The organism is Mycolicibacter sp. MU0102 (assembly GCF_963378105.1).
In the GTDB taxonomy this organism is placed as follows: Bacteria; Actinomycetota; Actinomycetes; order Mycobacteriales; family Mycobacteriaceae; genus Mycobacterium; species Mycobacterium holstebronense.
This window is the reverse complement of record NZ_OY726398.1, coordinates 2,720,383-2,741,432: the sequence shown is the minus strand read 5'-3', so window position 1 is coordinate 2,741,432 and position 21,050 is coordinate 2,720,383. Positions and strand designations below refer to the sequence as shown.

The following is a 21,050-nucleotide window of genomic DNA, read 5'->3' as shown; positions in this document are numbered from 1 at the left end:
GATCAGATCTTGCGGATGACGGTCACGACCTTGCCCAGCACCACCGCGTCGTTGCCTGGGATGGGATCGAAAATGGGGTTGTGCGGCATCAGCCAGACCTGACCGCCGGTGCGTTTGAACGTCTTGACGGTCGCCTCGCCATCGATCATGGCGGCCACGATGTCGCCGTTGTCGGCGACGTTCTGCTGGCGCACCACAACCCAGTCGCCGTCGCAGATCGCGGCGTCCACCATCGATTCGCCGACCACCTTGAGCAAGAACAGCTCACCTTCGCCGACCAATTCGCGGGGGAGCGGGAAGACATCCTCGACGGCTTCTTCGGCCAGGATCGGCCCGCCGGCCGCGATCCGGCCCAGAACCGGAATGAAAGCGGGCTCGGGCAGCGCATCCGAACCGGCGAACTCGGTGCGTTGCGCGGCCTCGGCGGCGCCGGTCATGTCGTCCTGGCCACGGACGTCGACCGCGCGGGGACGGTTGGGGTCGCGGCGCAAATAACCCTTGCGCTCGAGCGTGCGCAGCTGGTGAGCAACCGAAGAGGTCGAGGTCAGTCCGACGGCGTCGCCAATCTCGCGGATGCTCGGCGGGTAACCCCGCTCGTTCACCGAAGCGCGGATGACGTTCAGGATCGTGCGCTGCCGGGCGGTCAGCGCTGAGTCCGGACTCGCCGGGTTACTGCTGCTGTCACTCATGGGGGCGAATCTAGTCGCATAGCCGCGATTAATCAAACATGTGTTCGAGGTGTGTCGCGCGGGCGTTCGAAAGCGTCGGCAACTTGTCGGACCCCTTCGCTAATGTTTTCGACAACGATTCGATCACATGTTCGGACATCGAACATACAATCGATTAGTATTCGAACAGTCGAGCGAACAGGGTCGCCGACGCCGAGTGAGGGAGAACCGCACATGATGCTCATCGACACGATCGCCCCGACGTTCGAGCCGGCCCGCGACGAGCGTGCCCAGCTGCATCGCGGTCCCCGGACCTCGGGTCGCGCCTACCCGATCCGCACCCAGCCGGCACGGCTGGTTCGGCCGCGCCCGGGCGGCGCCCCGCTACGGCACCGCGGTTCCGGGGTGCTGATGTCCCGTGCGCCGCACCGGCCGCAGCCGGTCAAGGCCATCACCCCGGCGACCACCGTCGTGCTGGCCCTGGTCGCCGCCGGGATCACTGTGTGGCTCGGGCTGATCGCCCAGTTCGGCGCGGCAGCAGCCGGCAACGCCTCCGCGGTGCCCGACCAGCTTGGCGTGGTGCGCGTCCAGAGCGGGGAGAGCTTGACGCACCTGGCGGCCCGCGTCGCGCCGGACGCGCCGGCCGGACAGGTCATCGAGCGCATCCGCGAGCTCAACGGACTGGAATCGGTCGCCTTGGACGCCGGCCAGATGCTGATCGCTCCACTGGGCTGAGGTCGCCGTGTCGCTTCGGTCGCCGCTTGCGGCCACTGCGCAGCGCCGCCGGCAACCCGCGCAGGTACGCTCGCAGTTGTCCCAATGGCCCGCGGTGCCCCAGCTGTCTGAGGGTGCGGGTTCCCGGCACGGCGAAGGAGCGGCAATGCACTGCCCGTTTTGTCGCCATCCAGACTCCCGGGTGGTGGATTCCCGCGAAGCCGATGAAGGCCAGGCCATTCGGCGTCGTCGGTCCTGTCCGGAATGCGGTCGCCGTTTCTCCACGGTGGAAACCGCAGTGCTAGCCGTGGTTAAGCGCAGTGGCGTCACCGAGCCGTTCAGCCGGGAGAAGGTCATGCGCGGCGTACGCCGGGCCTGCCAGGGCCGCCAGGTCGACGACGATGCGCTGAATCTGCTGGCTCAGCAGGTGGAAGACGCTGTGCGAGCGGCAGGTTCGCCGGAGATTCCCAGCCACGAGGTGGGGTTGGCGATCTTGGGTCCGCTGCGCGAACTCGACGAAGTGGCCTATCTGCGATTCGCCTCGGTGTACCGGTCTTTTTCCTCGGCCGCCGACTTCGAGCGGGAGATCGAGGCCCTGCGCGAACACCGCGAGATGCCCAGCACGAGTTGAGCGCTGCGGGCGCCACCGCGCACTACGCTGGCGGCATGGCACCCGAGTTGCATCCGAACCTTGTGGAGCTGGCCCCGCTGTTGGGCACCTGGTCTGGCCGGGGTTCCGGGGTGTATCCCACGATCGCGTCATTCGACTACCTCGAAGAGGTGGTGTTCTCACACGTCGGCAAGCCGTTCCTGGTTTACGGCCAGAAGACCAAGTCGCCCGGCGAGGGCCTGCCCCTGCATGCCGAGACTGGCTACTTGCGGGTGCCGCAACCCGGTCAGATCGAATGGGTGCTGGCGCACCCCAGCGGTATCACCGAAATCGAGGTAGGCAGCTACACGGTCACCGCCAACGGCGTGGACCTACAGATGTCCGCGCCGACGATCGGGCTGGCGCCGACGGCCAAAGAAGTGAGCGTCCTGAGCCGCCACTATCGCCTCGACGGCGATGAGTTGTCCTACACGCTGGACATGGGCGCAGTCGGTCAGCCTGCGCAGAACCATCTCACCGCCACGCTTCGTCGAAACGGGTAACCCGGCTCAGTCGTCGCCGTCGAGGTTCTTCTTCGCCTCCTGTGCCAGGAAGCGCTCGAACTCGGCACCGAGTTCGTCGGCGCTGGGCAGCTCCTCGTCGCGGGACAGCAGCGAGCGATTCTCCTGGGCGGTGACGAATGCGTCGTACTGGCGTTCCAGGGCCGTCACCACTTGGGCCACTTCGGCGCTCGCTTCGACCTGCTGGTCGATCTTGGACCGGATCTCGGCCGCGGATTCGCGGAGGTCGCTGAGCGGCAGCTCCAGCGCGCCGGTCTGGGCGGCCTGCTTGAGCAGCGCCTCGGCGGCCTCGGGGTAGTCGGTCTGGGCCACGTAATGCGGCACGTGCACCGTGAAGCCGACGACCTCATGGCCGTGCTGTGCCATCCGGTACTCCAGCAGGTTGGACGCGCTGCCGGGAACCTGAACCTCGGTGATCCACGGGGTGAATTCGCTGATCAGGTCGCGGTTGTTGGAATGTGCGGTCAGCGTCACCGGCCGGGTGTGGGGGACGGCCATCGGGATGGTGCCCAAGCCGATGGTCCGGCGCACCCCGAGCTGTTCGGCCAACAGCCGCACCGCGGTGATGAACCGCTCCCACTTCAGGTCGGGCTCCATGCCCGCCAACAGCAGGAACGGCGTGCCCGCACTGTCCCGCAGCGCGTGCAGGCTGAGCTCGGGTTCGGTGTAGTGGGTGAAGTGGTCGGCCTTGAACGTCATCAGCGGTCGCCGCGAGCGATAGTCGAGCAGGTCATCGATCGCGAATGACGCCACCAACTCACTGTCTAGGTTGCTCTTGAGGTGCTTGGCGGCAAGGCGGATCGCGTGGCCGGCGTCGGAGAAGCCCTCCAGGGCGTGGATCAGGACCGGTCCCTCACCGTCCGCCGACATCAGCTGTGGCGCCGGCACCTCCAACTCGTACATGCCGCTCTGCTCGACCTGATAGTGCCGGTCCCGATCGGGACCGTTGTCCAGGTAGTCGGCCATCGCCTTCGCCTCCTCGTTGTGCAGATCGCAATGGATCGCACCGTCCATTTTCCCCCACCGGGGGCCGCACGCCGAAAACGGTGCGCGTATGTGGTCCACAACGTACGGGGGCGCCGTCAGAATTCCGCGGCGCCGTGGGCGTTCGCTGAGCGAGGAAAAGGCTTCCGGCGGCGCCTCAGCTGCGGAATTGCTGGAGGGCCCGCATTTTATTCATCACGTCCAATGCGGCGTTCTTGTATGCCTCAGAGAACGTCGGGTAGTTGAACACCGCATCCACCAGGTATTCCACCGTGCCGCCGCATCCCATGACGGCCTGGCCGATGTGCACCATCTCGGTCGCGTTGGTGCCGAAGATGTGCACGCCGAGCAGCGTCAGGTCGGTGGTGGAGACGAGCAGCTTGAGCATGCCGTAGGAGTCACCGGCGATCTGACCGCGGGCCAGCTCCCGATACCGGGCCACTCCGACCTCGTAGGGGATCGCGCTGCGGGTCAGTTCCAATTCGGTCGCCCCCACGTAGGAGACCTCCGGGATCGAGTAGATCCCGATCGGTTGCAGGTCGGTGATTCCATCGGTCGGCTCGCCGAACGCGTGGTAGGCAGCCAGTCGACCCTGCTCCATCGACGTCGCCGCCAGGGCGGGGAAACCGATCACATCACCGACGGCATAGATGTGCTCGACCGAGGTCTGGAACATGTTGTCGACGACGATGCGGCCCCGCTCGTCGGTGGCCAGGCCGGCTTTGGCCAAGTCGAGATGGGCGGTGTGGCCTTGGCGGCCAGCCGAGTACATCACCGTCTCGGCGGGGATCTGCTTGCCGCTTGCCAATGTGGTGACGGTGCCGCTGGAGCTGACGTCGACGGCGGTCACCTCTTCGCCGAACCGAAAGGTGACGGCCAGGTCGCGCAGGTGAAAGCGCAGGGCTTCGACGACTTCTGGGTCGCAGAACTCCAGCATCGAGTCTCGTTTCTCCACCACCGTCACCCGGGTGCCCAGCGCAGCGAACATCGATGCGTATTCGATGCCGATCACACCGGCGCCGACGACCACCATCGAGGCCGGGATGAATCGCAGGTCGAGGATCCCGTCGGAGTCCAGCACCCTTTCCTCGTCGAACGTGACGCCGGCGGGGCGGACTGGCTTGGTTCCGGTGGCGATCACGATGTAATCGCCTGTGATCGTGGTCTTCTCGGTCCCGCCATGGCCGTCGACCACGACCGTGTGCGGGTCGATGAACCGGCCGTGTCCCAGAAGCAGGTCGACGCGATTGCGCATCAACTGGTTGCGCACCACCTCGGTTTCCTTGCCGATCACATGCTGGGTGCGCGCCAACAGATCCGCGGGCGTGATCTTGTCCTTGACCCGGTAGCTGGCGCCGTAGAGGTCGCGCTGGTTCATCCCGGTCAGGTAAAGCACCGCCTCGCGCAGCGTTTTGGAGGGGATGGTGCCGGTATTCACGCAGACGCCGCCGATCATCCGGCCGCGTTCGACCACTGCGACCGACTTGCCGAGTTTGGCCGAGGCGATGGCGGCCTTCTGCCCTCCTGGACCTGAACCGATCACGATGATGTCGTACTCGCGCTTCGCATCCATGACACAGACACTTACGCCCATTCGCCCGGTCATGCATCTCGAACACCATCTGTTCACAGTTGGCGGTTCATCCCCAACCTGGTGGGCGGGCTGGGCTGCGCGAGCCCCCGATGACGGGGGTGGTCGTCAACGTTGCTGCCATGACAACCAAGCAACCGGAATTCACGCTGAATCGGCCCGGAGCCCTCATCGCTGCGCTGCCGGCCATCCTCGGCTTCGTTCCCGAGAAGTCCCTGATCCTGGTGGCGCTCGACGGGGGCGAACTGGGATCGGTGCTGCGGGTGGATCTGTCCGACACACTCGTGGACACCGTGGGCCGGCTCGCCGACGTCGCCGCGGCCGCTGCCCCGGCCGCCGCCATCGCGGTGATCGTCGACGCTGCGGGCGCGCGCTGCCCGGTCTGCAACGACCAGCACCGCCGGCTGATCGCCGCGCTGGGCGAGGAGTTGGCCGGCCACGGCATTGTGCTGCTCGGCGCGCACGTTGTGGATCAGGTGGCCCATGGTGGGCGGTGGCACTGCGCCGACGGGTGCGGTGTCGGAGGCCCGGTCGACGACCCGGAGGCGTCACCGCTGGCTGCCGCCGCGGTCCTCGAGGGCAGGCGGCTGTACGCCCGGCGAGCAGACCTGCAGGCGGCCATCACCCCCGATGACGCGGCCCGCTGCGCCGCGGTGGCCGCGGCGATCGACGACTGTGCGGCGCAGTGGACGGCGGGGGAGGGCGACACCCGGGATCGGGCCCGCCGCGACGTTGAGCAGGTGCTGGCCGCCATCGTCGCGCTGGCGGGTGGCCGGGAGCCCACCGCTGCGGAGCTGGCCAGGCTCGGATGCCCGCTCACCGATGTGCTTGTTCGGGACACCCTGTGCGCGTTGGCAATCGGCGAGCGTGCAGATGAAGCCGAGCGGCTTTGGTCGGCGTTGGCCCGGGCCTTGCCCGAGCCGTGGCGGGCCGAGGCCTTGGTCCTGCTGGCGTTCAGCGCCTACGCACGTGGCGACGGCCCGCTGGCCGGGGTGTCACTGGAAGCCGCCCTGCGGGGCAAGCCAGGGCATCGGATGGCTGGCCTGCTCGACACTGCTTTGCAGTCCGGGCTGCGGCCGGAGCGCATCCGCGGACTGGCGGACACCGGTTATCGGCTGGCCCAGCAGATCGGGGTGCAGCTGCCGCAGCGGCAGGGGTTCGGTCAGCAAGCAGGCTGAGCCCGGCGGTTCAGCGAGGTTCGACGGAGGAGAGGCGAAGCTGGGACCGCCGCATGAGCCCGGCGGTTCAGCGAGGTTCGACGGAGGAGAGGCGAAGCTGGGACCGCCGCACGAGCCCGGCTGACTCGCGGGGCGCTCAGACTTTCTGGACCTTCACGGCATGCGCCATCTCGTAGGGCAGGCTGACGTCGGTGTGGCCGGGAATCACGATGGTCACGCCGTCGTCGCCATCGGCCTGCACGGTCACCCTGGCGTTGGGCACCACACCGGCCTCCTTGAGCCGGGTGATCAGGTCGATGTCGCCCTGGACATGCTCGGTGAGCTGACGCACCACCACTGCCACCGGGGAACCGGCAGGCAGCTCGGTCAGCCGCACCAGATCGGAGTCCCAACCGGCGGAGTCCGAGCCGAAGCCGAGGTCCGGCAGGCCGGGGATGGGGTTGCCGAACGGAGACGTGGTCGGGTTGTCGAGCACCTGAACCAGGCGCCGCTCGACGTCCTCGCTCATCACGTGTTCCCAGCGACAAGCCTCGGCATGCACCTCTTCCAGCGGCAGCCCAATGATGTCGACGAGCAGGCGCTCAGCAAGCCGGTGCTTGCGCATCACCGAGACGGCCAGGGTGCGGCCTTTCTCGGTCAGTTCGAGGTGACGGTCGCCGGCCACTTTGAGCAAGCCGTCGCGCTCCATCCGGGACACCGTCTGGCTGACGGTCGGACCACTTTGCTCCAGTCGCTCGGCTATCCGCGCACGCAGCGGGGTGACACCCTCTTCCTCAAGGTCGTAGATCGTCCTGAGGTACATCTCGGTGGTATCAACCAGGTCATTCATTCGGCACCTTCCGTCGCAGCCGAGTCTACTTCGGCAGCCAAGGAGACGGTTAGCGAGCGACGTCCGGTGCTTCGGCGACAACCACGTCCGGCGGGCCACCGAGATCGGCGGCCCGCCGGAGCGGGGGACAGGCGGCCCGAGGGCCGGCGTCAGCTGGCGTACGAGCGCAGTCGGTCGGCGCGTTCTCCGTGGCGCAGCTTGGCCATCACCTCGCGCTCGATCTGGCGGACCCGCTCGCGAGACAGACCGAACAACTTGCCGATCTGGTCCAGCGTGCGAGGCTGGCCGTCGTCGAGGCCGAACCGCAGCCGAATCACCTGGTGCTCGCGCTCGTCGAGGGTGGCCAGCACGCTACGGATGTCGGTGTGCAGCAGCTCCGAGATCACCGCGTTCTCCGCCGACATCGCCTCGGAGTCCTCGATGAAGTCGCCCAGCGGGGCCTCCTCGTCGGAGCCGACCGGCATGTCGAGGCTGACCGGGTCGCGGCTGTGCTCGAGCAGGTCGTTGATCTTCTCCGCCGGAATGCCGGATTCGGCGGCGAGTTCCTCGTCGGTGGCCTCGCGGCCCAGCTGCTGGTGCATCTCACGCTTGATCCGGGCCAGCTTGTTCACCTGTTCCACCAGGTGGACTGGCAGCCGGATGGTGCGGCTCTGATCTGCCATCCCGCGGGTGATGGCCTGGCGGATCCACCAGGTCGCATAGGTGGAGAACTTGAAACCCTTTGCGTAGTCGAACTTCTCCATCGCGCGGATCAACCCCAGGTTGCCTTCCTGGATCAGGTCCAGAAGTGGCATGCCCCGGCCGGTGTAGCGCTTGGCCAGTGAGACCACCAGGCGCAGGTTGGCTTCGAGCAGGTGCCGACGGGCGGCCTCGCCGTCTCGTACCACCGTCGCCAGTTCGCGCTTGCGCTTCTCGCCGAAGCGCTTGCGGGTGTCGAGCAGATGCTGGGCGTACAACCCCGCCTCGATCCGTTTGGCGAGCTCTACCTCGTCGGCGGCATTGAGCAATGCTGTCTTGCCGATTCCGTTGAGGTACACGCGCACCAGATCTGCGGCTGGGCTCTGGGTGTCCAGATCGCCGTCGATCCGACTGGTGGTGGCATCTGCGTTTGCCATTGCGGCCTCCCGTTGATCGGCTTCAGCTGTCACACGTGTCAACGCCCGACACGCGTGCAGAGTTCCCGGCCGATCGCGTTTCCACACCACCTGACGTGCGGAAATACGGCAATGACTTTGAGAATGTGCTAAGAACCGGTACCGTACGGCGCTTCGCCGGTGGTGCTGCCGTCCGATTCCGGCGGCGTACGCCGCTCCAGGGCGGGGCGGGTGCCGGTGGGAAACAGTGGCGTATGAGTGGGTGCCGCTTCATACCGGCGGGGTTCTTCGGCGCTGCGGGGAGGCCGGTCGTTGGCGATCAGCACCGCCATCCACGGCAACGGTATCGACGCCACCAGGATCAGCACGGAAATCAGGCCGTTGTGCCACATTCCGTAGGCGATCGCGGCCAGGATCAGCGCCGGCACCCGGAACGCCATCAGGGTCAGATACTTGCGTACCCGTTCGCGGTGCTGCTGTTCGTAGGACGGGGCGGCCGCAGTGATCAGGACAGGTCGGCCGTCGTCGTCGAAACCCAGCTCGGGGCCGTGCTTCATCCCTCCACTGTCCCACACGAACGATTCGGCGGCACGAGGGGTTTTGGATCATCCCCGGTTCTGGGCACAATGGGGAGATGGGCATACAGACCGACACCCTCGAGCGCACCGATTCCGAGGAACGCGTCGATGACGGGACCGACGGTGACACCCCGAAGTATTTCCACTACGTCAAGAAAGACAAGATCGCCGAGAGCGCGGTCATGGGCACCCACGTGGTGGCGCTGTGCGGTGAGGTCTTCCCGGTGACCAAGTCGGCCAAGCCCGGCTCGCCGGTCTGCCCGGACTGCAAGAAGATCTACGCGACTCTCAAGCAGGCTTGACCGAATCGGTGTCATCGCAGGTCTGGCCCGTCTGGCCGGCCCGTGACACCACCCACCTACGCAGCTGGTGCAGATGAGTGGCCTGTGCGGGCCACTCCTCTTGAACTGCCGCGTTCAGTTCGGCGCCCAGCATGATGGCGAAGCCGAGCAGGAACGCGAACAGCAGGAAGGCGATCGGTGTCGCCAACGCCCCATAGGTGTAGCCGGTGCTGGTGATGTAGCGCAGGTAGATCCGCAGCCCCATCGTCGCCACAACGAACACCGTGGTGGCCAGCAGCGCGCCGAACACCAGCCGATGTGAGGGCAGCGGCTTGGGCAGCGATACCCGATAGAGCACGGTCACCGCCAGCAGCAGGCCCAACACCAGCGCCGGGTAGTAGCCGAACCGCAATACGTCGGTCCACTGCGCCGGCAGGTGCTCGGCGACCGCATGCGGCCCCAGTGCGGCCAACGGCGCCGTGGCCACGGCGATCACCAGCATGGCGACATAGAGGCCCAGCGCAAAAAAGCGTTGCCGTACCGGATGCCGCAGCGGAGTTTGATCGTGCGCTTCGACCACCGAGTCGACGAACGCCGAGATCGCCGAGGAGCCGGCCCACAACGAGATCACGAAGCCCAGCGAGACCACCTCGCCGCGGGCATTGGCCACGATGTCCCGCACGGTCGGCTCGATGATCTCCACCACGACGTTCTTCGAGAAGAAGCTGCTGGCCATGCCGATCAGCCGGTCCTGGATGGTGGCCAGCGTGTCCGGTCCGAACAGTGGCGCCACGTAGGACAGGCTTCCCAGCATTCCCAACAGCAACGGTGGCAGTGACAACACCGACCAGAATCCCGCCTGCGCCGATTCGGCGAAGATCGAATCGTCCCAGCTCTTGACCAGAGTGCGACGTCCGATACGGAGCAAGTGATGACGGGAAGGTTTGGGGATCTGGTCACTCATGACCAGCCCAGCATTCCTGACGGGTGCTGCTATTGCACAATCGCGCAGACGGGCGTGTTGCGTGCCGGCTCCGGTTACGCCTCAGTCGCTGCGCTGACCTGAATCACGGCGGCCAGCTCGATCAGCTTGGCTTCGTGCTCGTTGGCGTGATGCTGGCAGAAAAGAAGTTCGGCACCGGAGGGCAGCGTGGCTCGTACCCGTGCGGCGGCACCGCACCGGTCGCATCGATCAGCCCGAGTGAGTTCAGGACTGGTCAGAGTCGCGTTCATGGGCTCCTCCGTTCTCGCGGTTGTTCTCAAGTGTGTCAGACGCTTGAGCGTTCGGCGTTGTTCCCCCGTTCGGCTGTGTCGTGTCTCACCCCGGGAGACGGTGCGGCAGGATCGATGCCATGACACGATCGCCTATCCCGTCCGATGCGCTGGTGCACCTGTGCAGTGCCGGCGACTGGGCGCAGGCACAAGCGTCCGGGGCGCTGCGTCCGGAGTCGTTGGACAGTGTGGGATTCGTGCACATGTCCACTCCGCAGCAGGTGCACCTACCCGCGAATCGGCTGTATCGGGGCTGCACGGATCTGGTGTTGTTGCAGGTGGATCCGGCTAAGGTCGGCGCACCGGTGCGTTGGGAGCCGGGCGTTCCCAGCGATCCGGAGGCCATGCTGTTCCCGCACCTGTACGGGCCGTTGCCCGCCTCGGCCGTGATGAGTGTCAGTGATTATCGGCCCGGCCCGGACGGTGTGTTCGCTCCGGCGGGCTGAGGTTGAACGGGGTCGTCGGCTTGGCTGCTGACGCCCGGGTGAGTTCGCTACGGGCGAACGTGGTTTGCGCCTTATTGATCAAAACGGCGGGCACTCGCGGCCAGGCGGCGGCGACCGCGTTGATCGCGGCGAACACAGCGGGATCCAGATCGGCCTCGGGTGGTACTCGGTGGCCGTGGGTCGCAGCACGCTTCAACAACGCCGCGAAACTCGCCTGCGACGCGTCATCGGTCGGCATGCTGGGCGATCCTACGCCGCAGCGTAGACGTCGGCGTCTTAGACCGCCCGGGCCTCGATGATCGCCAGCGGGCTGGTGGTGGGAATCACGCGCTGCAGCTCGAATCCCGTCTGGGACAGCAACTCGGCGTACTCGCGCCGGGTGCGTTCCTGTCCGCCGGCGGCAACCAGCATCTCCAGGTCGAGGACCAGCCCGAGGTGGGCGGGCGCGCCCTCGGGCAGCACCATCTCGAACAGCAGCACCTTGCCGCCGGGCGCGATAGCGGCCCGGACATTGCGCAGAATCGCCAATGACTGCTCGTCGTCCCAGTCGTGGATGACGGTCTTGAGCAGATAGGTGTCGCCGCCGGCGGGGACCGACTCGAAGAAGGACCCACCGTGGAGATCACAGCGTGACGCCACGTCCGCCACCGTTGCGCCGGCGCCGGCGACCACCTGCGGTAGATCGAACAGCACGCCGCGAGCATCCGGCGCCTGACGCAGCACTGCGGCCAGCAGCGCGCCGTGGCCGCCGCCCACATCCACGATCAGCTTACTGGCGCTGAAATCGTATGCGGGAACAGCGCTTTCGATCGCCATAGCGGACGCGCCGGTCATGGCATCGTTGAAGACCTGCGCCAGCTCAGGGTCGGTGTCGGTGTAGGAAAAGAACGACATCCCGCGGACCTTGCTGACGGCGGTCTCGCCGGTCCGTACCGAGTGCTCGAGGTTCGACCAGTGTTCGCGGTGCGCCGGGTGGCCGATGAACGCGAGCATCGGGGCTACGCCGGCCGGGTTGTCCGAGACCAGCGCTTGTCCGGTACGGGTCAGCGCGAAGCGGCCATCGCGGCGCAGTTTGAGCACCGAGTGGCTGGCCAGCGCTCGCATCAGCCGGTACGTGGCGCGAGGGTCGGTGCCCACTCGATGGGCGACATCCTCGGCGGTCAGCGGGCCGTCACTGAGCGCATCTGCAATACCGATTCGCACCGCGGCTGCAAGCGCCTGGGTCAGCCAGCCGCCGAAGGCCAGCTCCATGATGGCCACGGGTGCAGGGACGGTGGCCTGGCGCAGGCGCTGCAGAGCGCCACGAAACGCGTTGACGGCACTGAGCACTGCCGCAGGAGGCGTTTTAGCCATCGCGCGCTGCGCGCTAGTCGAGGTAGTCGCGCAGGACCTGGGACCGGCTGGGGTGCCGCAGTTTCGACATCGTCTTCGACTCGATCTGACGAATGCGTTCGCGGGTGACGCCGTAAACCTGGCCGATCTCGTCGAGGGTGCGCGGCTGGCCGTCGGTGAGGCCGAACCGCAGCCGCACCACGCCGGCCTCGCGCTCGGAGAGCGTCTCGAGCACCGACTGCAGCTGGTCTTGCAGCAGGGTGAACGACACGGCGTCGACCGCCACGACGGCTTCGGAGTCCTCGATGAAGTCACCGAGCTGCGAGTCGCCCTCGTCGCCGATGGTCTGGTCCAGCGAGATGGGCTCGCGGGCGTACTGCTGGATCTCCAGCACCTTCTCCGGGGTGATGTCCATCTCCCGGGCGAGTTCCTCGGGGGTGGGCTCGCGGCCCAGGTCCTGCAGCAGCTCGCGCTGGATGCGGCCGAGCTTGTTGATCACCTCGACCATGTGCACCGGGATACGGATGGTGCGCGCCTGGTCGGCCATGGCGCGGGTGATGGCCTGGCGGATCCACCAGGTGGCGTAGGTGGAGAACTTGTAGCCCTTGGTGTAGTCGAACTTCTCCACCGCGCGGATCAGACCGAGGTTGCCCTCCTGGATCAGGTCCAGGAACGCCATTCCGCGGCCGGTGTAACGCTTGGCCAGCGACACCACCAGTCGCAGGTTGGCCTCGAGCAGGTGGTTCTTGGCGCGGTCGCCGTCGCGACAGATCCACGCCATGTCACGCCGGTAGGCGACCGCGAGCTTCTCGCCCTTTTCGGTGTGCTCGGCCATCTTCTGAGTGGCGAACAGACCGGCCTCGATCCGCTTGGCCAGCTCGACTTCCTCTTCGGCGTTGAGCAGCGCGACCTTGCCGATCTGCTTGAGGTAGGCGCGCACCGAGTCGGCCGAGGCGGTGAGCTCGGCGTCCTTGCGGGCCTGGCGCAGCGCCTCGGATTCCTCTTCGTCCCAGACGAAGTCGCCGGACGCCTTGTCCTTCTCGCTGGGCTCTGCGATTTCGTCGTCTTCTTCGTCGCCCGCACTACCGGCGGCGACGGCGGCGGGACCCGGTGCGGCGTCGTCGCCGTCGCCATCCTCGAGATCGTCGATGGCCACGTCGGCGTCGTCGATGTCGTCGTCACCGGGCTCGCCGTCCAGCTCTACATCGGTGTCGAGATCCTCGGGTGCCAAGTCGGCGTCGGCGTTCTTGGCGCCGGCCTTGGTGGCCTTGGCAGCCTTCTTCGCCGGGCCCCGGGTCGCGGGCTTGGCCTCGCCGGCGGCCGACTTGGTTGCCTTCTTGGCGGGCGCTGCTGCCTTGGTGGCCTTGGCTGCGGTCCGCTTGGCGGGAGCCTTCGCAGGCGACTTCACGGCGGCTTTGGCGGGTGCCTTGGTGGCACTGCCCTTCTTGGGCTCCTCAGTCGCCGGCTGTGCCTTGCTCGCTGCCACGTCCACCCCTTCGGTCGGACTGACTTTCGGGTCGCAGCGTCGTGCGCGACCGAAAGTGTCGGGTATGTCGAATGTCGGCTCTATTTCAGTTGGTGATCAACTGGGATAGTCGCCGCTATCGGTTAGGCGGCCGCCGTCGACCATTGTAACGACAGGGTGAGGCGGTAATCGCCGAGCGGGCGTTATTCAGCGGGTCACATCGGCCGATGACGCCATCGCGGCCCCGACAATCCCCGCGGTGTTCTGCAATGTCGCGGCGACCACCGGGGTCCGGTTGCCCAGCAATGGCACCCACCGATCGGCTTTGCGGCTGATACCGCCCCCGACGATGATCAGGTCCGGGCAGAGCGCGTCCTCGATCGCCATCAGCACCATGGTCACCTGCTTGGCCCATTTCTCCATGGACCAGTTCCTGCGCTCCTTGACCGACGCGGCGGCCCGGTGTTCGGCTTCTTTGCCGCCCACCTCGATATGCCCGAGTTCGGTGTTGGGCAGCAGCTTTCCGTTGTGGATCACCGCCGAGCCGATCCCGGTCCCGAAGGTGAGCAAGACGACCACGCCGCTGTTGTTCTTGCCTGCGCCGAACCGCTCTTCGGCCAGCCCGGCGGCGTCGGCGTCGTTGAGGATGACGATCTGCTGGCCGTCGAGTTCGGCGGCGATCGTCTCCTGCGCGTTCAGCCCGATCCAGGACTTGTCCACGTTGGCGGCGGTCTGCACGACACCGTTGACCACCACGCCCGGATAGGTGACACCCAGTGGGCCGGTCCACCCGAAGTCCCGGACCACCGCGGCGACGGTCTGGGCGACCAAGGCCGGTGTGGCGGGGCTGGGGGTCGGCAGCTTGAACCGCTCACCGATCAGCGCGCCGGTGTCCAGATCGACGACGCCACCCTTGATGCCGCTGCCGCCCACGTCGACGCCGAAGCCCCGTCGCTGCCGCCGGGCGCCGGCGATCGGACGGTCCTCGATCGGGGAGGGGACGGGGTCGCTCATCGGATCTCCTCTTCGGCGATCGGTCGTCAGCAGGTGCCGGAATGAATCTTGGTCAGCAGTGCAGGGTCGGGCAACCCGGTGGCGTCGGGACGCAGACCGGCCAGCGCGGCCTCGATGTCGTCGCTGTGAGACAGGCTGACGAAGTCGCTGCCGACCGCCAGATCCACCGAATCGTCGGCGCGGTCGTCGCGGAACAGTTCCGTGCACGGAGCCACCAACCACAGTGCGGCCGCGGCGGCCTGGCCTGCCGGGCCGAACCGGATCTGGCCCTGGCAGTCCAGCCGGTCCTCGGCGTAGATGGGGTCGTTGGCGGCGGTTGGTTGGGCGAAGCCGTCGTCGCGCAGCGCGTCGGCGACATCGGCGGCCTGTCCGGCACGGCCGCTGGCGTTGAGGACGCGAGCCTTGATGTCAGCCAGTTTGGCCGGGGTGGTGCTGATCATCGCGGCGCGCGGCACCTGAGTGCCCAGCCGCGGCTGGTCTGGCTCGGTCGGCGCCGGCGGGGCATTGCACACCGCGACTTCATGGACGTCGGCCGGCCGGGTGAGTGCTACCCCCCACGCCACGGCGGTCAGCAATGCCAGCGCGGCCAAGGCGTAACCGGCCGGTCGGTTGTTGCGTCGCCGGAACGGCCGACCGTGTTTGTCGAACTCGGAACCGGTAGTGATTTGCGCGACCACGTACGCACTCTAGAGGGCGCCCGCGGGGGCGATGACCGTGGTCAACAACGTAATGTGACGTAAATCACACTTGATCTGAGCGCGTTCCGGGCACGAATCATTTGGTGGATGCGTTCGACGCTGGTACAAAGCTCGCGCAGGGTTTCGAGGGGACTTGAGGGGAGAAGACCATGGCTACCGATTACGACGCCCCACGGCGCACCGAGACCGACGACGTTTCCGAGGATTCGTTGGAGGAACTCAAGGCGCGGCGTAACGAGGCGCAGTCCGCTGTGGTCGACGTCGACGAGTCCGAATCGGCCGAGTCGTTCGAACTGCCGGGCGCCGACCTGTCCGGTGAAGAGCTGTCGGTACGTGTCGTGCCGAAGCAGGCCGACGAGTTCACCTGCTCGAGCTGTTTCCTGGTTCAGCACCGCAGCCGTCTGGCCAGCGAGAAGAACGGTGTGATGATCTGCACCGACTGCGCGGCCTGACCGGGCCCGTCCCGCTCAATCCTGCTTAGTCCGATGGCGACGACCCGCTGCGCCCGACTTCGTCGCGCTGGCGGTCGTCGCTAGTCCGAATGGCGACGACCCGCTGCGCCCGCTGGGGATCTAGGACTGCAACGCCGCCAGCAGCCGCTGCGGATCGCGGCAGCTGACCAGCCAGTACGGTGTCGGGTCGTCGGGATCATCGAGGACGACCAAGACCATGGGCCCGACCCAGCCGCGGTGCACGACATAGGCCGCCGGATCGAGCTGGCGGCCCAGCGCGGCAGACTTGGCCGACCGTGGGACCTCGGCGCAGCGTGCGATCGCCGTTGTGGGCAGGTGCGCGTCACCGGCCCACAGCTGCGTTTCCCCGCCGCTTTCGACGACTCGCACCTTGATGCGTCCCAGCCACAGCAGGGCGCCGACGGTGATCGCGAAGAACACCGCGTACGGCAGCCAGCCGGGCAGAGTGCGCAGGCCCAGGCGGACTTCGTAGGCCATCAGGCCATTACCCAGGAACCCCAGTGGCCACCACCACCACGGCACCCACAGCTGTTCGCTGTAGCGCACTGTTTGCGATGCCCGATGGTTCAGGCGCGATCCCGACATCCGGCTAAGAGTAGTCTTGCGCCTCGTGTCACCCAGTCTTGCGGTTGTTCGCTTGGATCCGGATCTTCCACTGCCGAGCCGTGCTCACGCCGGCGATGCCGGCGTCGACCTCTACAGCGCGATCGATGTCGAGTTGGGTCCAGGTCAACGTGCTCTGGTACCCACCGGGATCGCGGTGGCGATTCCCTTCGGCATGGTCGGCCTCATCCACCCTCGGTCGGGTTTGGCTGCGCGGGTGGGTCTTTCGATCGTCAACAGTCCCGGCACCGTCGACGCGGGCTATCGTGGTGAGATAAAGGTCTCGTTGGTCAACCTGGACCCGGCCACGCCGATCGAGATCCACCGCGGCGACCGGATCGCCCAACTGCTGGTGCAGCGGGTCGAGCTTCCGGAACTGATCGAGGTGACCTCGTTCGACGAGGCCGGGCTGGAACCGACGACCCGTGGTTCCGGTGGACACGGGTCCTCCGGTGGGCACGCGAGCCTGTGATGGCTTGCGACGAAGAAGCGATGAAGATGGGCGGCTGTGATGGCATTCGGTAGGGGTAAAGGCAAGGGCGAGGCGGTCGAGCCGACGAGCGCCGGGCCGGAAGCCTCCGGAGCAGCGGACGAGTTCGTATCGGATTCGGAGGAGCTGGAGGGCCCCTTCGACATCGAAGATTTCGACGACCCCGCAGCGGCGACGACGGCCCGACTCGACCTGGGTTCGGTGCTGGTGCCGATGCCCGCGGGCGCTCAGGTCCAGGTCGAGCTGAGCGAGGCGGGTGTCCCCAGTGCGGTGTGGCTGGTGACGCCCAACGGTCGGTTCAACATCGCCGCCTATGCGGCGCCCAAGTCGCCGGGTCTGTGGCGCGAGGTGGCCGGTGAGCTGGCCGACGCGCTGCGCAGGGACAACGCGATGGTCAGCATCATCGATGGGCCGTGGGGCCGGGAGGTGCTCGGTTCGGCGACCGGCGCAGTCCGGTTCATCGGCGTCGACGGCTACCGCTGGATGGTGCGCTGCGTGATCAACGGCCGGCCCGAAACCATGGACGTGCTCGCCCAGCAGGCACGAGAGGCGCTGGCGGACACGGTCGTCCGGCGCGGCGACACTCCGCTGCCGGTGCGCACCCCGTTGCCGGTGCGGCTGCCCGAGCCGATGGCCGAGCAGTTGCGCGCGGCCGCGGCGCAGCAGGCCGCTGCGCAGCAGGCGGCGGCCGAGCAGGCCGCAGCCCAGCAGGCGAACGCGCTGCAGCAGGCCGCGATGTTCGGCGGAGGCGGCGATGTACCGCCCGCGCCGGCCGCACGGCGCAGCGTGGAGGGCTCTGCGATGCAGCAGCTGCGCACGATCACCGGCGGTTAGCGAGCCTCGACGGGGGAGAGGCGGAGCTGGACCGCCGAATTAAACCCCGGGGGGTAGGCCCGGTTAGCCCCCAGCGATCGTCAGCGCGGTCACGCAGGCGGTGCCCAAGGCGGTCGGGTCGGCGCCGATCTGGTCGAGGGTGACGGTGCACAGTGCCGCCCGCGGGGCGGCGGTGGCCCACTCGGAGGCCGTCTGCAGCGGATGAACCGCGTCGTCGACGGCCGCGGTCACGCCCATCGGCACGGTCAGGGCCGCCAGGTCGGCGTACGTCGGTGCGACATAAGCCGCAGCCTCTTCCAGAGCGTCGGGGAGCTGCGGCCACTGCGCGGTCCACGAGCGGGTCAACTCGTCGCCGAGCCAGGTCGGGCTCGATGCCCGCATCTGGGCCACCACTGCCGCCAGGCCGTCATTGCGCAACTGCCCGGCGCTGTAGCGCGCGGCATGGGCTGCTGGGGCGTCATCGGGGGAGCCGGTCCAGGCCGGCAGCGCGGCCAGCACCCCGACCACTCGCTCGGGATGGCGCAGTGCCCACGCGGTGGCCACCGCCGCGCCGATCGAGACCCCGCCGACGAGGATCGGGCCGGACCGGGCGGCCGCCGCATCCAGCGCCTCCAGATAGCCCTCGATGAGGCGGCCGGGCTGCGGGCGATGAGTGACCAATTCGGCACCCACCTGCTGCAACGGAGAGAAGAACGCCCGGCGAATGTAGTCGTCGTCGGATCCGGTCCCCGGCAGCAGGACGGCCGTCACGCCGGGCAGAAACATGCCACCTCTTGATCGTGTTGGGTGTTGTCAGCCACCCCGTGGGCAGGTCATGTGGCATTCGATATTCAACAGGTCTACCGTAGCGTGCGCACACGATTGAGGGAGAGGGCAATGGCTGCTCCGAAAGGGTACCTGCGCCGGCTGACTCGGCGATTGACGGAAGATCCCGAGCTGCGTGACGTCGAAGAGCTGTCCGATGAGGCGCTCAATACCGGCGCGCAGCGCGCGATCGACTGCCAACGCGGCCAAGAGGTCACCATGGTCGGGGTACTGCGCAGCGTCGAAGCCAACGCCAAGGGCTGCGTGGGCGGCGTCCGCGCCGAGCTCTTCGACGGCACCGACACGGTGACGCTGGTATGGCTCGGGCAGCGACGCATCCCCGGCATCGACTCCGGCCGCACCCTGCGGGTGCACGGCCGGCTCGGCAAACTCGAAAGCGGCTGCAAGGCCATCTACAACCCCCACTACGAAATCCAGCAGTGATCGCGCCTCCCTTCGGGCCGGTGCAGCGATGAGCGAGGAGTACAGCGCCGAGGGTGCCCAGGGGCCGCAGCGGCTCCTGGAACAGATCGGCGGGTTGGCCGGGGTTATCTACTCCTCGTTGCCGATCGTGGTGTTCGTACCGGCCTCCAATCTCTTCGGACTGCGCGTCGCCGTCCTCTCGGCGTTAGGCGTGGCCGCGGCGGTGCTGGTGTGGCGCCTGATCCGCAAGCAGTCCAGTCAACCGGCCATCTCCGGCTTCTTCGGGGTCGCAGTCTGCGCCCTGATCGCGTATCTGATGGGTGACTCCAAGGGCTACTTCTTGCTCGGAATCTGGACGTCGCTGGTGTGGGCGGTGGTGTTCGCCGCATCGATAGTGATCCGCCGCCCGGTAGTCGGCTACATCTGGTCCTGGGCCAGCGGCCAGCCCCAGTCCTGGCGTGAGCTGCGGTCGGCCGTCTACGCCTACGATCTCGCGACGCTGACTTGGGCGCTGGTGTTCGGCTCCCGCTTCGTGGTCCAGCGGCTGCTGTACAACGCCGATCAGACCGGCTGGCTGGGAGTGACGCGCATTGCCATGGGCTGGCCGCTGACCGCGGTAGCGGCGGTAGTCACCTACTTGGCGGTCAAATACGTGCAGCGCGCGCTGGATGAGCGGCCCACTGAAGGCGAGGCCGAGCGCGAACCGCGCTCAGTGGGCCGGTAGCAGCAGCGCGCGCAATTCGGTCTCGACCCCGCTGGATGCGACGAACAGTAGCTCGTCGCCGCCCTCGAGGGGCTCGTCGTCCTGGGGCACGATCACTCGTGTCCCGCGCAGGATCGTCACCAGCGCGGCGTCACGGGGCAGTGCCAGCTTGCGCACCGGCTTGCCGCCCCACGGGGTGTCGTCGGGCAGCGTGATCTCCAGCAGGTTGGCCTGCCCCTTACGGAATTCCATGAGCCGCACCAGGTCTCCGACGGCGACGGCCTCCTCGACCAGCGAGGCCAGCATGCGCGGCGTGGACACCGCCACGTCCACCCCCCAGGCGTCGGTGAACAGCCACTCGTTGCGGGGATCGTTGACCCGGGCCACCACCCGCGGGACCGCGAATTCGGTCTTGGCGAGCAAGGACAGCACCACGTTGGCTTTGTCGTCGCCGGTCGCGGCGATCACCACGTCGAAGGACTCCAGGTGCACCGCCTCCAACAGGCTGAGCTCGCAGGCGTCGCCCAGATGCCACTGCGCGTCGGCGATGTCCTCGGTGTCGACATGCTCGGGGTTGCGTTCGATCAAGGTCACCTGGTGATCGCTGTCGAGCAGCTCGCGCGCAATCGACCGTCCGACCGCCCCGGCGCCGGCTACGGCTACTTTCATTTGTCCAGGTCCTCGCTCGGCGGCAATGCGGCGATCGCGATCGCCTCGGCGACCCGGCCGGACACCGCCACGATGTACACCTGGTCGCTGGCCTGAATCACCGTCTTGGGCTCGGGCAGGATGCCGGTCCCGAACCGGATCAGGAACGCCACCCGGGCGTTGGTGGCGGCCTCCAGGTCGGTGACGGGGCGGCCGATCCAGTCCTCGTGCAGGACGACCTCGGCGACGGCGACGGTGCCGGTGGGGTCACGCCACTTGGTGGTCTCGCTTTCCCGGGTCAGCGCGTCCAGCAGGCGATCGGTGGTCCAGGGCACGGTGGCGATGGTCGGGATGCCCAGGCGCTCATAGACCGCGGCCCGCTTGGCGTCGTAGATACGGGCGACCACCCGCGAAACGCCGAACGTCTCTCGGGCCAGCCGCGCCGCGATGATGTTGGAGTTATCACCCGAGGACACCGCGGCGAACGCAGCGGCTTCCTCGATGCCCGCTCGCAGTAGTACATCGCGGTCGAAGCCCATACCGAGCACTCGCTCACCGTTGAACTCCGGGCTGAGCCGGTTGAACGCGGTGCTGTCTCGGTCGATGATGGCGACCTCGTGGCCGATCCGGGACAGTCCGTCGGCGAGCGAGGCTCCCACCCGGCCGCAACCCATCACAACTACCCGCACGTGCTGTGTCCTTTCAGGCCCTCTGGGCCGACTTTCGGCAGGTTATCGACTGCAATAGTGCCTGTATTC

At 67.3% G+C, this 21,050-nt stretch carries 27 protein-coding genes; 11 read left to right on the top strand and 16 right to left on the bottom strand.

Going from position 1 to position 21,050, the window contains the following annotated elements; genetic code table 11:
* Positions 1-2 precede the first annotated feature (2 nt).
* Complete coding sequence (gene lexA, locus RCP37_RS12780; RefSeq protein ID WP_308483465.1) at positions 3-689, bottom strand: transcriptional repressor LexA; 687 nt, start codon at positions 687-689, stop codon at positions 3-5.
* Between the two features lie 213 nt (positions 690-902).
* Between lexA and RCP37_RS12775 the strand changes: the two genes are divergently transcribed.
* The 3 genes from RCP37_RS12775 to RCP37_RS12765 all read left to right on the top strand — a co-directional run bounded on the left by RCP37_RS12775 (position 903) and on the right by RCP37_RS12765 (position 2,534).
* A complete protein-coding gene (locus tag RCP37_RS12775) occupies positions 903-1,403 on the top strand; it encodes a LysM peptidoglycan-binding domain-containing protein (RefSeq protein ID WP_308483464.1) in 501 nt (166 codons plus the stop codon).
* Positions 1,404-1,548: 145 nt separating this feature from the next.
* On the top strand, positions 1,549-2,013 hold the full coding sequence (gene nrdR / locus RCP37_RS12770; protein WP_046285677.1) for a transcriptional regulator NrdR: 465 nt from the start codon (positions 1,549-1,551) through the stop codon (positions 2,011-2,013).
* A gap of 35 nt (positions 2,014-2,048) precedes the next feature.
* Positions 2,049-2,534 (top strand): peroxynitrite isomerase, encoded by a 486-nt coding sequence (locus RCP37_RS12765; RefSeq protein ID WP_308483463.1) that lies wholly within the window; start codon positions 2,049-2,051, stop codon positions 2,532-2,534.
* Positions 2,535-2,540: 6 nt separating this feature from the next.
* Here the strand turns inward: RCP37_RS12765 and RCP37_RS12760 are convergent, their stop codons facing one another.
* Positions 2,541-3,518, bottom strand: coding sequence for a proteasome assembly chaperone family protein (locus RCP37_RS12760; RefSeq protein WP_308487069.1), 978 nt, complete (start codon positions 3,516-3,518; stop codon positions 2,541-2,543).
* 175 nt (positions 3,519-3,693) lie between these two features.
* Positions 3,694-5,109: a Si-specific NAD(P)(+) transhydrogenase gene (sthA, locus tag RCP37_RS12755; protein ID WP_308483462.1), complete on the bottom strand. Its 1,416-nt coding sequence runs from the start codon at positions 5,107-5,109 to the stop codon at positions 3,694-3,696.
* 140 nt (positions 5,110-5,249) lie between these two features.
* Between sthA and RCP37_RS12750 the strand changes: the two genes are divergently transcribed.
* Positions 5,250-6,305 carry a DUF4192 domain-containing protein gene (locus RCP37_RS12750; protein WP_308483461.1) on the top strand — a complete coding sequence of 352 codons (1,056 nt, stop codon included), beginning with the start codon at positions 5,250-5,252 and terminating at the stop codon, positions 6,303-6,305.
* A 136-nt stretch (positions 6,306-6,441) separates the two neighbouring features.
* Here the strand turns inward: RCP37_RS12750 and RCP37_RS12745 are convergent, their stop codons facing one another.
* The 3 genes from RCP37_RS12745 to RCP37_RS12735 form a co-directional block, all read right to left on the bottom strand.
* A complete protein-coding gene (locus tag RCP37_RS12745) occupies positions 6,442-7,134 on the bottom strand; it encodes an iron-dependent transcriptional repressor DtxR (protein WP_308483460.1) in 693 nt (230 codons plus the stop codon).
* Between the two features lie 149 nt (positions 7,135-7,283).
* The gene (locus RCP37_RS12740) at positions 7,284-8,249 is read right to left on the bottom strand and encodes a sigma-70 family RNA polymerase sigma factor (protein ID WP_308483459.1); all 966 of its coding nucleotides are present in this window, start codon (positions 8,247-8,249) and stop codon (positions 7,284-7,286) included.
* A 128-nt stretch (positions 8,250-8,377) separates the two neighbouring features.
* The gene (locus RCP37_RS12735; RefSeq protein WP_308483458.1) at positions 8,378-8,803 is read right to left on the bottom strand and encodes a DUF3099 domain-containing protein; all 426 of its coding nucleotides are present in this window, start codon (positions 8,801-8,803) and stop codon (positions 8,378-8,380) included.
* Between the two features lie 65 nt (positions 8,804-8,868).
* On the opposite strand from RCP37_RS12735, the gene RCP37_RS12730 reads away from it, so the two are divergent.
* Positions 8,869-9,108 carry a DUF3039 domain-containing protein gene (locus RCP37_RS12730; protein WP_036458716.1) on the top strand — a complete coding sequence of 80 codons (240 nt, stop codon included), beginning with the start codon at positions 8,869-8,871 and terminating at the stop codon, positions 9,106-9,108.
* On the opposite strand, the gene RCP37_RS12725 is transcribed toward RCP37_RS12730, so the two are convergent.
* Together RCP37_RS12725 and RCP37_RS12720 are read right to left on the bottom strand one after the other, a co-directional pair.
* The gene (locus RCP37_RS12725; RefSeq protein ID WP_308483457.1) at positions 9,095-10,051 is read right to left on the bottom strand and encodes a YihY/virulence factor BrkB family protein; all 957 of its coding nucleotides are present in this window, start codon (positions 10,049-10,051) and stop codon (positions 9,095-9,097) included. The genes RCP37_RS12730 and RCP37_RS12725 overlap by 14 nt on opposite strands.
* 74 nt (positions 10,052-10,125) lie before the next feature.
* On the bottom strand, positions 10,126-10,320 hold the full coding sequence (locus RCP37_RS12720) for a DUF7455 domain-containing protein (protein WP_046285837.1): 195 nt from the start codon (positions 10,318-10,320) through the stop codon (positions 10,126-10,128).
* Between the two features lie 119 nt (positions 10,321-10,439).
* Here RCP37_RS12720 and RCP37_RS12715 point away from each other — a divergent pair, with 119 nt between their 5' ends.
* A complete protein-coding gene (locus tag RCP37_RS12715) occupies positions 10,440-10,805 on the top strand; it encodes a DUF952 domain-containing protein (RefSeq protein ID WP_308483456.1) in 366 nt (121 codons plus the stop codon).
* Positions 10,806-11,081: 276 nt separating this feature from the next.
* On the opposite strand, the gene RCP37_RS12710 is transcribed toward RCP37_RS12715, so the two are convergent.
* From RCP37_RS12710 to cei, 4 genes are all read right to left on the bottom strand, one after another.
* The gene (locus RCP37_RS12710; RefSeq protein ID WP_308483455.1) at positions 11,082-12,158 is read right to left on the bottom strand and encodes a methyltransferase; all 1,077 of its coding nucleotides are present in this window, start codon (positions 12,156-12,158) and stop codon (positions 11,082-11,084) included.
* 13 nt (positions 12,159-12,171) lie between these two features.
* Positions 12,172-13,623: an RNA polymerase sigma factor gene (locus tag RCP37_RS12705; protein ID WP_308483454.1), complete on the bottom strand. Its 1,452-nt coding sequence runs from the start codon at positions 13,621-13,623 to the stop codon at positions 12,172-12,174.
* Between the two features lie 186 nt (positions 13,624-13,809).
* On the bottom strand, positions 13,810-14,616 hold the full coding sequence (gene ppgK / locus RCP37_RS12700) for a polyphosphate--glucose phosphotransferase (RefSeq protein ID WP_308483453.1): 807 nt from the start codon (positions 14,614-14,616) through the stop codon (positions 13,810-13,812).
* A 26-nt stretch (positions 14,617-14,642) separates the two neighbouring features.
* Positions 14,643-15,293 carry an envelope integrity protein Cei gene (gene cei, locus RCP37_RS12695; RefSeq protein WP_308483452.1) on the bottom strand — a complete coding sequence of 217 codons (651 nt, stop codon included), beginning with the start codon at positions 15,291-15,293 and terminating at the stop codon, positions 14,643-14,645.
* A 170-nt stretch (positions 15,294-15,463) separates the two neighbouring features.
* Here cei and RCP37_RS12690 point away from each other — a divergent pair, with 170 nt between their 5' ends.
* The gene (locus RCP37_RS12690; RefSeq protein ID WP_013829371.1) at positions 15,464-15,766 is read left to right on the top strand and encodes a DUF4193 domain-containing protein; all 303 of its coding nucleotides are present in this window, start codon (positions 15,464-15,466) and stop codon (positions 15,764-15,766) included.
* A gap of 120 nt (positions 15,767-15,886) precedes the next feature.
* Here RCP37_RS12690 and RCP37_RS12685 read toward each other — a convergent pair whose 3' ends face one another.
* Positions 15,887-16,372 (bottom strand): DUF3093 domain-containing protein, encoded by a 486-nt coding sequence (locus RCP37_RS12685; protein ID WP_308483451.1) that lies wholly within the window; start codon positions 16,370-16,372, stop codon positions 15,887-15,889.
* A 25-nt stretch (positions 16,373-16,397) separates the two neighbouring features.
* Between RCP37_RS12685 and dut the strand changes: the two genes are divergently transcribed.
* Both dut and RCP37_RS12675 read left to right on the top strand, forming a co-directional pair.
* On the top strand, positions 16,398-16,862 hold the full coding sequence (gene dut / locus RCP37_RS12680) for a dUTP diphosphatase (RefSeq protein WP_308483450.1): 465 nt from the start codon (positions 16,398-16,400) through the stop codon (positions 16,860-16,862).
* Positions 16,863-16,901: 39 nt separating this feature from the next.
* Positions 16,902-17,714: a DUF3710 domain-containing protein gene (locus RCP37_RS12675; RefSeq protein WP_308483449.1), complete on the top strand. Its 813-nt coding sequence runs from the start codon at positions 16,902-16,904 to the stop codon at positions 17,712-17,714.
* A 63-nt stretch (positions 17,715-17,777) separates the two neighbouring features.
* Here the strand turns inward: RCP37_RS12675 and RCP37_RS12670 are convergent, their stop codons facing one another.
* On the bottom strand, positions 17,778-18,479 hold the full coding sequence (locus RCP37_RS12670) for an alpha/beta fold hydrolase (protein ID WP_308483448.1): 702 nt from the start codon (positions 18,477-18,479) through the stop codon (positions 17,778-17,780).
* A 111-nt stretch (positions 18,480-18,590) separates the two neighbouring features.
* On the opposite strand from RCP37_RS12670, the gene RCP37_RS12665 reads away from it, so the two are divergent.
* Complete coding sequence (locus RCP37_RS12665; RefSeq protein WP_024441567.1) at positions 18,591-18,962, top strand: OB-fold nucleic acid binding domain-containing protein; 372 nt, start codon at positions 18,591-18,593, stop codon at positions 18,960-18,962.
* Positions 18,963-18,990: 28 nt separating this feature from the next.
* The gene (locus RCP37_RS12660) at positions 18,991-19,665 is read left to right on the top strand and encodes a DUF3159 domain-containing protein (protein ID WP_308483447.1); all 675 of its coding nucleotides are present in this window, start codon (positions 18,991-18,993) and stop codon (positions 19,663-19,665) included.
* On the opposite strand, the gene RCP37_RS12655 is transcribed toward RCP37_RS12660, so the two are convergent.
* Together RCP37_RS12655 and RCP37_RS12650 are read right to left on the bottom strand one after the other, a co-directional pair.
* Positions 19,651-20,313: a potassium channel family protein gene (locus tag RCP37_RS12655; protein ID WP_308483446.1), complete on the bottom strand. Its 663-nt coding sequence runs from the start codon at positions 20,311-20,313 to the stop codon at positions 19,651-19,653. The two genes, RCP37_RS12660 and RCP37_RS12655, sit on opposite strands and share 15 nt — an antisense overlap.
* The gene (locus RCP37_RS12650) at positions 20,310-20,981 is read right to left on the bottom strand and encodes a potassium channel family protein (protein ID WP_024441570.1); all 672 of its coding nucleotides are present in this window, start codon (positions 20,979-20,981) and stop codon (positions 20,310-20,312) included. Before RCP37_RS12650 ends, RCP37_RS12655 begins: the two co-directional genes overlap by 4 nt.
* Positions 20,982-21,050 lie beyond the last annotated feature (69 nt).